The sequence below is a fragment of the Providencia sp. PROV040 genome, from assembly GCF_032706145.1.
Lineage (GTDB): Bacteria > Pseudomonadota > Gammaproteobacteria > Enterobacterales > Enterobacteriaceae > Providencia > Providencia hangzhouensis.
Genome location: NZ_CP120530.1, coordinates 4644829 through 4658375 on the forward strand (window position 1 = coordinate 4644829; position 13547 = coordinate 4658375).

A 13547-nucleotide genomic window follows, 5' to 3' on the forward strand; every position below is an offset into this window, starting at 1 on the left:
AACGTACCTATCCGCTCAATTAATATAGTTATTCCATGGCTCATTTATGATGCCAAGATCCGTGTTCCGATTGCTGTTCCATTAAACAGCTCGGGAAGTTGTTCTGCATGACGCCAACTTGCGATATCAACAGAGCGTTGTAAGGCTGCCGCAGCGTCTAACGCCGCATTGACCTTTACAATCATTCCATCGGTAATAATTCCCTGTTCAATGAGCTTTTGCGCTTTTTGCGTCGTCATTTCATCAATTTTTTGGCCTTTACCATCCAAAATACCGCTCACGTCAGACAATAAAACCAAATCTGCATTTAAGGCTTGGGCGATAGCGGTTGCAGCTTGGTCCGCATTTACATTCATCAACTCACCTCCTGGTGTGATACCTATAGAACTGATAATGGGTAAATAGCCCGCACCTAACAATAATTTCAATAATTTCGCATCGCCAGGTTTGGCATCACCGACATGACCTAATTCTTCGTTTAATTGAGTCACTGTGGCACTTTGCCCATCACCGAGAGAAAGCCCTACGGCTGGAAGTTGATACTTCGTTGCCCATGCCAGTAATGTTTTATTCGCCGTACCCGCTAATGCCCCTGTAATGATATCGATTTGGTCTGCTGGCGTGACTCGTAACCCTTGCTTTTTAACGACAGGTAATTGCAGTTTTTGCATCAATTCATCAACTAAACAGCCACCGCCATGTACAATCACCAACTCACGTTGATGTTCTTGCCGATAGGTTTGAATCGCTGTAAATAATTTTTCAAGTGCCTCGACGCTATCAAGTAACACTCCGCCCAATTTAATCACTAAGGGTTGCATGGGGTTAATCCTTCTTAAAATAAAGACTGAGTTTCAGCAAAACCAAAACGAATATTCATGCACTGAACGGCTTGTGCTGCCGCACCTTTAAGTAGGTTATCTTCTGTACCCACTAAAATCAGGTGTTCACCTTTCAATACATAGCCAATATCACAAAACGGCGTACCAACTACCGATTTCAATGCAGGAACGCCTTTTTCATATAACCGCACTAACGGTTTATTTTGATAAGCATCTTTAAACGTTTGTGTGATTTTTTCTGCCGAAACACCCGCTTTTACTTTGCACGTAATCGTTGCAAGGATGCCTCGAGAGAAATTGCCTAAATGTGGTGTAAAAATAACCTCTCTTCCCAAGTGAGTCGCAATTTCTGGCTGATGGCGATGAGTAAAGATGCCATAAGGTTGCAAACTCACTTCACAAAAGCTGTTGGTCATCGAGGCTTTACGGCCTGCTCCAGAGACTCCGCTGGTGGCATTAATCACTGGCCACATAGCTTCATCTAGCAAATTGCCTTCAATCAATGGTTTAAGTGCTAATTGGGAAACCGTTGGGTAACACCCTGGTACTGCGATCAGTTGCGCTTGACGAATTTTATCGGCCTGCCATTCTGCTAAACCGTAAACTGCTTGCATTAGCCATTCAGTATTTGTATGTTCAAAGCCATAGTATTGCGTATAGAACGCAGGATCTTGAACACGATAAGCACCCGATAAGTCGAACACAACGCAGCCCGCTTCAAGAAACTGAGGGGCTATGTCGTGGCTTACTTCATGTGCAGTGGCAAGAAAAATAACATCAATACCTTCCGCTGCTTCTGCGACATCGGTTAATGGCAGAACGGGAAGGTCTATGATGCCTTTATACTGAGGATGTAAATCAGAAAAACGTTTATTTGCATCCGCACTTTGCTTCGATACCATCAATCCTTGAAGATTAACTTCAGGATGGCGTTGCAAATAACCGGCTAATTCTGCTCCAGTATAGCCACTGGCCCCGATAATGAGTGTGTTCAACATATGCTTTCTACCTTGTACTCGTGACCCAAACAGTTTAATGTGTATTTTTATTCAAATAAAGTGCATGAATATTGATACTATTATGGATAAAGGCTGTCAACAGTGAATATTAAATTACCTGCATTTATTGAGATTTATCGTCAATTAATTGCGACTCCGTCGATTAGTGCGACTGATTCTCATTTGGACCAAAGCAATAAAGCCCTAGTGGAACTTCTCGGTGGGTGGCTGGAGACGTTAGGTTTTTCGGTCAACATTCAACCTGTGCCGGAAACGCGAGATAAATATAATTTGCTTGCATCTATTGGTGAAGGAAATGGTGGGCTGATGCTATGCGGCCATACCGATACCGTGCCCTTTGATGATGGACGTTGGAGCAAAAACCCGTTTGAGCTAACAGAGCATGACGGCAAGTTATATGGGCTCGGAACCGCAGATATGAAAGGCTTTTTTGCTTTTATTGTTGATGCGTTACGCGATATGGATTTAACTCAGCTCAAACGCCCACTGCATATATTGGCCACTGCGGATGAAGAAACATCGATGGCTGGCGCACGTTATTTTGCAGCCAGTACAGCGCTAAGACCAGATTTTGCGATTATTGGAGAACCAACTTCGTTACAACCGATTCGTGCGCACAAAGGACATTTATCAAATGCTATCCGCATTACTGGGCAATCGGGGCATTCTAGTGACCCAGAACGTGGGGTCAATGCCATTGAATTAATGCATGAGTCTATTTCCCATTTGATGGACTTACGAAATACGTTAAAAGAACGATTTAACAACCCTGCATTTGTCATTCCCTACCCGACGATGAACTTTGGTCATATTCATGGCGGTGATGCAGCCAACCGAATTTGTGGTTGTTGTGAATTACACATGGACATTCGCCCACTCCCCGGCCTGACTTTGCAGGACTTAGATGAACTACTCAATGAAGCTCTTGAGCCTGTTAGTGCCCGTTGGCCAGGTCGCTTGGCGATTGAGCCCATGCATCCGCCGATCCCTGGCTATGAATGCCCAACGGACCACAAGATGGTGGCAGTAATTGAACAGTTGTTGGGGCAAAAAGCGGATACCGTGAATTACTGTACTGAAGCGCCGTTTATCCAAGAGCTCTGCCCGACGTTGGTTCTTGGCCCTGGTTCTATTGAGCAAGCACATCAGCCTGATGAATTTATCGATATGCGCTTTATTGAACCTACTCGCCAATTAATTAGCCAAATGGTTGAGCACTTCTGTTTCACTGAGTAAATCTGACTAGCCATCGATTTAAGCGCGACACTGAACAGGGTCGCGTTTTTTATCATGAATTATTTTCCTGTTGCCTTTGAAAAAACCTCAGCGTCATAATTTAATTTAAGTATTGACTATTGGTACCGATCTGGTAATTTCTATTTGGACGTCTAAACGTATAGACGCACAAATGGATATAATAACGTACAAAAAATAGTTAGTTTGCAAATTGCGAGGTTACAGGGTATGAGTTTTTTTCACGCAAATCAGCGCGAAGCGCTAAATCAAAACTTAGCTGAGTTAGATGGCCAAATTAATGTTTCATTTGAGTTTTTCCCACCTCGCAGTGAAGAGATGGAGCAGACACTATGGAAATCTATTGATAGGCTCAAAAACCTGAAACCTCAATTTGTCTCTGTGACTTATGGTGCGAATTCCGGCGAACGCGACAGAACGCACAGCATCATCAAAGATATTAAAGATAAAACGGGCTTAATTGCAGCCCCTCACCTAACGTGTATTGATGCAAGCCCTGATGAACTGAAAGCCATTGCTCGTGATTATTGGAATAATGGTATTCGTCATATTGTTGCATTGCGTGGTGATTTACCTGACAACAGCCGTAAACCGGATATGTATGCTGTTGATCTAGTTGAGTTGTTAAAAAGTGAAGCGGATTTTGATATTTCTGTTGCGGCCTACCCTGAAGTTCACCCTGAAGCCAAAAGCGCTCAAGCCGATTTAATTAGTTTAAAAAAGAAGATTGATGCGGGAGCTAACCGTGCAATCACTCAGTTTTTCTTTGATGTTGAGAGCTATTTACGTTTTCGTGACCGCTGCGTCGCGACAGGTATTGATGTAGAAATCGTGCCGGGGATTTTACCCGTCTCTAACTTTCGTCAACTCGAGCGCTTTGCCAAACTGACTAACGTACGCATTCCTGCATGGATGAGTAAAATGTACGAAGGGTTAGATGACGACCCTGAGAGCCGTAACCTTGTCGGCGCATCAATCGCCATGGATATGGTCAAAATTCTTAGCCGTGAAGGCGTGAAAGATTTTCATTTTTACACGTTGAACCGCTCTGAGCTCACCTATGCTATCTGCCATACTTTGGGAGTTAGGCCTTAATTTAGTCGGATGAGGCGAATATTTTGTCTCATCCCTTTGCTATTTTCTTCTATTCTTATAAATATCTTCTATTTTCCCAGAAAAAAATATCAAATAGCTAGAACTAGTTATTTCTTGTTTAAAAAAGAACCAGTGTTTTTAAGGTAAATATATTAACGTGATATCTAAACTGATTAGATTTGCGAACTACTTTTCCACAATATAACTCATGCTATTATTTTCTTTATATTCAAATTCATTTTGCCACAATAATTATATTTAACGGTTAACGGTATAAATTAACTTTAAACATTATGAAAATCAGGGTTTAAATAAAAGTTACATAACTTAACATTATTGAAATATTAGTTTTTTATGAACATTTATTTATTTCCACTACATTTTTCGCCCATATAAAATCAAATAAAAACAACTAAAAAGCTAAATACATAGAAATAAAAACCATAAAAATGTAATAATTTAGTTAAATTGAGTGATTTTTAGCATCATTTTATGAACATAATCAGCTATTGAGAAAAATTATCTATAACCAAAATAACCATAAACCATCATTCACTCTACTGTTACTTTCTAATTATGACGGTTTTCATTAAATTATCTTTTTTATTTGAACACTTTTGAATTTTTAAAAAGACGGCGTATATTTAATATTGAGCTCAAGATTAATAGTATTTAATTACCACATGGTCATTGAGGAATTAAAACATGAGTAATAATGCATTAAATTCAAAACACAGTGGAATGGATGATGTCTACGCATCATTAGAATTATCCAAATCATTACCAAAAACCAAGTTTCCATTGAAAGAACAAGCACCACGTAATGTATTTAGTGCAGTACGCGATGAATTAATGCTAGATGGGAATTCACGCCAAAACTTAGCAACATTTTGCCAGACATGGGTGGATGATGAAATTCGTGATTTGATGGATTTGTCTATCGACAAAAACATGATAGATAAAGACGAATATCCACAAACAGCAGAAATTGAAAACCGCTGCGTACATATGTTAGCGGACTTATGGAATTCACCGGATGCAGAAAATACCCTTGGTTGCTCAACCATCGGGTCCTCAGAGGCTGCAATGCTTGGTGGACTAGCGCTAAAATGGCAATGGCGCAAAAAACAAGCCGCTAAAGGAAAACCGACCGATAAACCTAATTTAATTTGTGGCCCAGTTCAAATCTGTTGGCACAAATTTGCTCGTTATTTCGATGTTGAACTCCGAGAGATCCCTCTTGAAGGTGACCGCCTCATCATGACACCGGAAGAGGTGCTCAAACGTGTCGATGAAAATACTATTGGTGTCGTACCGACCCTTGGGGTGACATTTACCTGCCAATATGAGCCCGTAAAAGCTGTACACGATGCGCTCGATAAACTGCAAAAAGAAACTGGACTGGATATTCCTATCCATGTGGATGGTGCTAGTGGCGGCTTCTTAGCTCCATTTTGTGCACCAGATTTAGAATGGGATTTCCGCTTACCACGTGTAAAATCCATTAATGCATCAGGCCATAAATTTGGTTTGGCGCCATTAGGCGCTGGCTGGGTTATTTGGCGTGAAGCCAAAGACCTTCCAGAAGAATTGATTTTTAATGTGAATTATTTAGGCGGTAATATGCCAACATTCGCACTGAATTTCTCTCGCCCTGGCGGTCAAATCATTACTCAATATTATAATTTCTTGAGACTGGGTCGCGAAGGCTATGCAAAAATCCACAACGCTTGCTATGCAACTGCACAATACCTCAGCCGTGAAATTGAAAAATTAGGGCCATTTGAAATGATTTTTGATGGTGATAGCCAAACTGGTATCCCTGCATTAGCATGGAAACTGAAAGAAGGCACCGCCACCAGCAAATATTCCCTCTATGACATCGCAGACAAACTGCGTAGCCGTGGCTGGCAAGTTCCTGCTTACTCCATGCCAGCAAACCGTGAAGACCTTGTTATTCAACGTATTCTAGTGCGTCATGGGGTTAGTTTAGATTTAGCCGCATTACTCATTGATGACTTCAAACGCACCTTAGAGTATTTCGATAAGCACCCTGTCAATAAACCGCTAACAGAAGAAGAAGGCGGCGGCTTTAATCACAGTTAATTCTTTTATTCATGATTGTGTTGTTAACGAGCCAAAGAGCCTTAGGTTCTTTGGCTCCTACTGAGATCCGCCCTGAAAAGGCAGATTGTTTATCGATTTGAGGAGAACTCGTATGGCAACAACGACAGCTCCAGCCGCAAAGCAACTGACACTACTTGGCTTTTTTGCCATCACTGCATCAATGGTGATGGCCGTTTATGAATATCCAACATTTGCAACATCTGGCTTTAGCCTCGTATTTTTCCTGCTATTAGGAGGATTATTGTGGTTTATTCCTGTCGCATTGTGTGCCGCAGAAATGGCAACCGTAGAAGGTTGGGAGGAAGGTGGTGTATTTGCATGGGTTTCTAATACATTAGGCGAACGTTGGGGATTTGCCGCCATTTCATTTGGTTATTTACAAATTGCGATTGGCTTTATTCCTATGCTGTATTTCGTATTAGGGGCACTGTCTTATATTTTGAATTGGCCAGAACTTAATACAGACCCAATCACCAAAACGATAGGGGCACTTGTTATTCTCTGGGTATTGGCTTTCACCCAATTTGGCGGAACTAAATATACTGCCACGATTGCGAAAGTCGGTTTTTTCGCAGGCATCTTGCTTCCAGCGCTAATTTTGGTCTTTCTAGCGATCAGCTATTTAGCCAGCGGCTCTCCATTGGCCATTGAAATTAGTACTGAAACCTTTATTCCTGATTTCACCAAAATTGGCACACTCGTGGTATTTGTCGCCTTTATTTTGAGCTATATGGGTGTTGAAGCTTCAGCAACTCACGTTAATGAAATGAAAAACCCCGGTCGAGATTACCCCGCAGCGATGTTTTTACTCATGATAGCGGCAATTTGTTTAAGCTCAATTGGTGGGTTATCGGTAGCAGCGGTGATCCCAAACAGTGAAATTAATTTATCTGCTGGTGTGGTACAAACATTCAATGTGCTTATCACACACTTTAATTCATCCCTTGAATGGGCAGTGAGAATTATTGCGGCGCTATTATTGCTTGGCGTGCTGGCTGAGATTGCTTCTTGGATTGTGGGGCCATCCCGCGGGATGTATGTCGCGGCACAGAAAGGTATTCTGCCGCAAGGCTTTGCCAAGGTGAATAAAAATGGCGTACCGGTAACACTGGTGATTTCGCAGTTGTTGATCACAACAGTCGCGATTATCGTCCTCACCAATACTGGGGGCGGTGGTAATATGTCATTCCTTATTGCTCTAGCCTTAACGGTAGTTATCTATTTATGTAGCTATTTCATGCTATTTTTAGGTTATATGCAGTTAGTTTGCAAACAACCAGAGAAAAAACGTGTCTTCAATATACCGGGAGGTAAAGGCATTAAACTTCTCATTGCGTTAGTCGGCCTAATTGTTTCTATTTTAGCCTTCGTGATTTCATTCTTCCCACCGAGTTCTTTACCGAATGGTGCGAGCAATACCACCTATGTGACGTTACTTGCGGTTAGCTTTGTGATTATTTTCTTACTGCCTTTTGTAATTTATGCTTTCCATAACAAACAAGGTAAGAAAACTAATGTCTCTATGGTGCATATCAAAACGCATAATGCGCCAGCTAACCATTTCTTTATTCACCCTCGAGCCCGCTCTGCATATCACTTAATTCATCATGATAAACCAGACGATGACTAATCCAACTCGTAATAACCCGTAAAAATAATGAGGGCTACCATTTGGTAGCCCTCAGATTATTCAAGTACTTTAAAAATCAACAAACTAACCCGTATTACGCATGCCTGCTGCCACACCAGCAATCGTCACCATCAAGGCTTGCTCGACACGTGGGTCGGGCTGCTCTTGTTGGCGGGAACGGTGTAAAAGCTCTGCTTGTAAGACATTTAATGGGTCAGTATAAACATTACGTAACGCGATGGATTCCGCTATCCAAGGTAAATCCGCCATTAGCGCTTCATCTTTTGAAACCGCCAGCACGCTTTTAATATCTTCAGATAACTGGTCACGCAGTTTTTGCCCTAATGGCCATAAGCGCTCTTCCACCAAGCGGTGGTCGTAATATTCCGCCAGCCATAAATCTGCTTTTGCATAAACCATTTCTAACATCGCAATACGCGTATTAAAGAATGGCCACTGCTGCCACATTTCATCAAGAATGGCTTGTTTGCCTTCTTTCTCAATGACATGTTTTAGCGCCGCTCCTGCCCCTAACCATGCGGGTAACATTAAGCGGTTTTGCGTCCATGCAAAAATCCATGGGATCGCACGCAAAGTTTCCACACCACCAGTTGGGCGGCGTTTTGCAGGACGCGACCCAAGCGGTAATTTACCTAGCTCTAGCTCCGGTGTTGCGGCACGGAAATAAGGCACAAAATCCGGTTGTTCACGTACATAATCACGGTACATCGCACAAGACACATCAGATAGCGAATCCATCACGGACTTCCACTCATCTTTTGGCTCTGGTGGCGGTAAAAGGTTCGCTTCTAATATAGCACTGGCGTATAACGCAAGGCTGCTAATGGTAACTTGCGGCAAACCGAATTTAAAACGGATCATCTCGCCTTGCTCGGTTACCCGCAACCCTCCTTTTAAACTACCCGGCGGTTGAGAAAGTAATGCAGAATGTGCAGGCGCACCACCGCGTCCAATTGTGCCGCCACGCCCATGGAATAATGTCAGTGTGACACCTTCTTTCTCACACAATTTAATCAGTGCATCTTGCGCGCGATACTGTGCCCATGAAGCCGCCATTACCCCTGCATCTTTAGCAGAATCCGAGTAACCAATCATCACCATTTGGCGATCATCGATAAGGTTGCGATACCACTCAATGCTTAACAGCTTGGTCATCACACTTTCTGCGTTATTTAAATCTTCCAGTGTTTCGAATAGTGGCGCGACGGGTAAGCGGACTGACGCCCCATTCTCTTTTAGCAGTAATTTAACCGCCAACACATCTGATGGGACTTTCGCCATTGAAATAACATAAGCCGCAACAGAATCATTTTTGGCTTTCGCAATCACTCGACAAGTTTCAAACACTTCCTGTGTTTCTGCACTCGGCTGCCAATCTTGCGGGATAAGTGGGCGTAAAGATTGTAGTTCTTCCAGCAAGAACTGTTGTTTTTCCTCTTCTGACCACTGCGAGTAATCACCCAACCCTAAATACTGAGTCAGCTCTGCAATGGCTTCAGTGTGACGAGTACTTTCTTGGCGCACATCAATACGTACCAGTTGCAAACCAAAGCTACGAATACGGCGCAGAGTATCCAACAACTGACCATTGGCAATAATTTTCATATTGCAGGCAATTAATGATTGGTAGCATGCGTATAGCGGGTCCCATAATTGGGCGTTATCCACCAATAAGTCTGCCGGTGGTAAAACTTGCTCGCCTTTTACACGGCGCTCTAAGTACTCTAGCGTCGAAAATAGTTGGCTACGTAAATTTTTCGCGATTTGGCGATAAGGCTCATCAACGTCATCCCCCCCAGCTAGCGCACGCAGCTCTGGGGTCGCTTCCGTCATCGAAAGCTCTGAAACCAATACTTGAATATCTTTGAGGAATAAGTCTGCCGCTTTCCAGCGACTCAGCAATAGAACTTGGCGAGTCACATCCGCAGTTACGTTCGGGTTACCATCACGGTCTCCACCCATCCATGAGGTAAAACGAATAGGATTGGCTTCAACCGGTAATACTGCCCCAATAGAGTCCTCAAGTTGTTCGTTAAATTCACGTAAGAAAGCAGGAACCCCTTCCCACAATGAATTTTCCACAACAGCAAAACCCCATTTAGCTTCATCAATGGGTGTTGGACGAATTTTACGAATTTCATCGGTATGCCATGATTGAGCCACCAATTGACGCAAGCGGCGCATGATATTATTGCGTTCATAATCCGCAATGTCATCATGGTCGAGTTGTGACAAACAGTTATTTACCTCAACTAATTTATGGATCAACGTACGGCGAGCAATTTCCGTTGGGTGAGCCGTTAAAACCAGCTCAATTGAAAGCTGTTCAACTGCTTTTTGGATATCACCATCAGTGAAGTTTTTGCCTTTTAATCGGCTAAACAGATTTTTCAATGCTACTGGGTTACTTGCCGCTTCGCCGTGAGGCGAAATACTGTGGTATTGCTCAGCGACGTTTGTCAGGTTTAAGAATTGGTTAAATGCCCTTGCAACGGGTAGCAATTCATCATTAGAAAGATTTTGTAATGTCATCAGCAGTTTTTGCCGCTGAACTTCATTACCTGCACGAGAAGATTTGGAAAGCTTACGAATGGACTCAACTTTGTCGAGTATGTCCTCACCTAAGGCTTCCTTGATGGTATCGCCGAGTAGCTTACCCAGCATACTGACATTACTGCGCATTGCGGAATATTGCTGATTCATGAGACTCCTGACCTTGTGCTTCTGGCAGAATGCATTCCCGCACGGTTCACGGTTAACAGACTGCTACCTGTTTCCTGTAACAAAATTTCAGTCGGCTGCGTTAGAGTTGTCGTTTTGTGATGCAGGCCGCTAAATTTACCCTTCAGTGTATATTCATATCAGAAAAAAATGACTTTGGGGGATTTTTCTGAAATTTAATTACAGCCTTATTTTTATTAATTTTTCTTATTTAAGTATTGTTTCAGCGCAATATATCGTCGATTCAGCACTTTTAAGACATGAATAATGTTTAAGAATTAAATCATCAGAATAAAAAATAGAAAATGAAGGGATAAATTAAAAATCTTCATGATGCATTGGTGCCCTCAATACCGAAGAGAACACCAATGCACTGAATAAATAATTATAAAAGTTGAGAGAGTCGGTTCAGATCCGATTGAATAGCCCCCGCAGTCACATCGCGCCCCGCTCCAGGCCCACGGATCACTAATGGGTTATCTCGATACCAACGGCTTTCAATAGCAAACACATTGTCACCCGGTAATAATGAGGCCAGTGGATGTTCCGGCTTCACCGCTTCCACCCCCACTTTTGCCTTGCCTTTTACCGCATCAAACCGTGCGACATAACGTAGCACTAACCCAAGTTCTTGCGCTGCTTCTAAGCGCTGCTGCATTTGCTCGTTAATAACCGCACTGTTTTCAAAAAACGCGTCCAAAGAACCTGCCTGTGCTTGTTTTGGCACTAAAGACTCAACTCTCACATCATCCGGCTCGATGTCATAACCCGCTTCACGGGCTAAAATAATTAATTTGCGCATCACATCTTGCCCCGACAGGTCAATACGTGGGTCTGGTTCAGTTAACCCTTGCTGCCAAGCTTGCTCTACTAGCTCACTAAATGGGATGGAGCCGTCAAACTGTAAAAATAGCCATGATAGCGTTCCAGAAAAAATACCACTGATAGTCAGGATAGAGTCACCGCTTTCTTTTAAATCACGTACTGTATAGTTAATCGGTAGCCCTGCCCCTACCGTCGCGTTATATAACCAGTGACGACCTGTTTTTGCGAACGCATCGCGAATTTGACGATATTGTGCCGTTTGCGCCGCCCCCGCAATTTTATTTGCACTAATCACATGAAAACCATAACTGGCAAAATCTACATAGTCATCTGCCAACGTTTCACTGGCTGTGACGTCTAACACCACTAAATCATCATAAGGGTGGGAACGCATCCATAAAAATAGGTTATCGTCCTCATGCTCTACAGCTTCATCATCAAAGAAAGCTAGTGCACGACTTGGGTCAATCCCTTGGTAATTCAGTAAACTACGGCGGCTGTCTACTACGCCAGCTAGGACGAAATCAAAGTCACTACGTGCAGAAATTTTGTGTTGCTCCGCGGCAAAAAGTTCTAACCAACGCGCGCCAATATTCCCTTTACCAAATAACACTAAACCGATGCGTTTTTCTGCGCGGAATAAGCTTTGGTGCATCCCTTTAATTAGATGTTCCGTTTGGTTAGAACGCAAAACAGCAACTAAACTAATATCGTCCTCTGAATGCCAAATAAATTCAACAGGTTGCCCTTTTAATTCCTCATAAAAACGGTGGCTATGTAACGGTTTTTTACACACCCCCGCACCGACTAATGCAACCAGAGAAAAACCTTCACGTAATGATAATGACCCCGGTAAACCGGCTTCTTCAAGGGTATTTAAGGCACTTTCGACAATCTCGGAGGTATAGCACAATTGCAGTAAAGAACGGTCATGATGAATACCGCGAGCCAAAGGGCGCAATTGAGCACGTTTAAGTAATAAATCCACATCTTTGCAGATTTGTTTAAAATCACGCCCCGCGGCGATACGCAATTCAATCAGACACACATCATCATGACTAGTCACGATTTTCGCACCAGCCCCTGATGCAAGCACCCGTTCAATTTTTGTTGAACCCTGTTCGGGTTGATAGCTACACCTTAATTGCAAATCAATGTTGCTCACAGAAACAGGCTGTAAAGTCCGTGTATGTAAAACGGGAGCCGCTAAACGCGCTAATTCACTCGCTTCATCAAGACGTAACAAAGGCAGCAAACACGCATCTTTCACCTTGCGAGGATCCGCGCTATATACCCCAGCGACATCACTCCAAATCGTCACTTTAGCAGCATCCGCCAACGCACCAACTTGTGTTGCAGAATAATCACTGCCATTGCGCCCGAGTAATACAGTTTCACCTTGCTGATTCCGTGAAATAAACCCTGTTACCACAATACGACGGTTAGGTAATTGCGTTAGCTGTTGCTGTAACAAATACCGTGACTGTATTTCATCAACTTGTGGCTGTGCCGCACGTTCCGCACGTAGAAATAAACGTGCATCGAGCCATGCACTTGCCATATCGGCTTGGGCAAGCACTTCTGCCATCAAGCGAGCAGACCAAATTTCACCGTGCCCGACCACTTCTGCATAAATCGCATCATTTATGGGTTGATCCAGCAATGCACTTAAACGCTCTAAATCGTGAATAAATAACTGGCTTAGCTCTGCAGCCTTTTGTTCAGGTAAAAGAGATTCAATTAAATCAAGTTGATAGCGGCGTAATGATTGCTGAGCTTGATGAGCCGAAATACGATCACTTTGGCTTAACTTTAACCAGCTAATCAACTGATTTGTTGTACTACCTGCGGCAGAAACCACCATTAAATCACCGGGTTGGCTATAGTTGGCCATAATTGTTGCAACGCGTTGATAGCACTTCGCATCGGCTAAACTACTGCCCCCAAACTTATGTAACTGGCGGTGGCAAGGAGCCACCTCAACCGCTGTTAGTACACTCATCAAAAAACTCC

General features: G+C 43.0%; 8 protein-coding genes. 4 read left to right on the forward strand and 4 right to left on the reverse strand.

The genetic code is table 11. The features are described from left to right. Nucleotides 1-44: 44 nt before the first annotated feature. Nucleotides 45-821: an acetylglutamate kinase gene (gene argB, locus P3L40_RS21770; protein ID WP_196731875.1), complete on the reverse strand. Its 777-nt coding sequence runs from the start codon at nucleotides 819-821 to the stop codon at nucleotides 45-47. Nucleotides 822-835: 14 nt separating this feature from the next. After that, nucleotides 836-1840 carry an N-acetyl-gamma-glutamyl-phosphate reductase gene (gene argC, locus P3L40_RS21775; RefSeq protein ID WP_210852729.1) on the reverse strand — a complete coding sequence of 335 codons (1005 nt, stop codon included), beginning with the start codon at nucleotides 1838-1840 and terminating at the stop codon, nucleotides 836-838. A 102-nt stretch (nucleotides 1841-1942) separates the two neighbouring features. On the opposite strand from argC, the gene argE reads away from it, so the two are divergent. From argE to gadC, 4 genes are all read left to right on the forward strand, one after another. Continuing rightward, on the forward strand, nucleotides 1943-3097 hold the full coding sequence (gene argE / locus P3L40_RS21780; RefSeq protein ID WP_112308370.1) for an acetylornithine deacetylase: 1155 nt from the start codon (nucleotides 1943-1945) through the stop codon (nucleotides 3095-3097). A gap of 228 nt (nucleotides 3098-3325) precedes the next feature. Continuing rightward, nucleotides 3326-4210 carry a methylenetetrahydrofolate reductase gene (gene metF, locus P3L40_RS21785; protein ID WP_094961904.1) on the forward strand — a complete coding sequence of 295 codons (885 nt, stop codon included), beginning with the start codon at nucleotides 3326-3328 and terminating at the stop codon, nucleotides 4208-4210. Nucleotides 4211-4915: 705 nt separating this feature from the next. Further along, on the forward strand, nucleotides 4916-6316 hold the full coding sequence (locus P3L40_RS21790; protein WP_210852731.1) for a glutamate decarboxylase: 1401 nt from the start codon (nucleotides 4916-4918) through the stop codon (nucleotides 6314-6316). Nucleotides 6317-6428: 112 nt separating this feature from the next. Continuing rightward, a complete protein-coding gene (gene gadC / locus P3L40_RS21795; protein WP_196731876.1) occupies nucleotides 6429-7967 on the forward strand; it encodes a glutamate:gamma-aminobutyrate antiporter in 1539 nt (512 codons plus the stop codon). A gap of 84 nt (nucleotides 7968-8051) precedes the next feature. On the opposite strand, the gene ppc is transcribed toward gadC, so the two are convergent. Both ppc and P3L40_RS21805 read right to left on the reverse strand, forming a co-directional pair. Next, on the reverse strand, nucleotides 8052-10691 hold the full coding sequence (gene ppc / locus P3L40_RS21800) for a phosphoenolpyruvate carboxylase (RefSeq protein ID WP_094961902.1): 2640 nt from the start codon (nucleotides 10689-10691) through the stop codon (nucleotides 8052-8054). A 403-nt stretch (nucleotides 10692-11094) separates the two neighbouring features. Next, complete coding sequence (locus P3L40_RS21805; protein WP_196731877.1) at nucleotides 11095-13536, reverse strand: bifunctional aspartate kinase/homoserine dehydrogenase II; 2442 nt, start codon at nucleotides 13534-13536, stop codon at nucleotides 11095-11097. Between the last annotated feature and the right edge of the window lie 11 nt (nucleotides 13537-13547).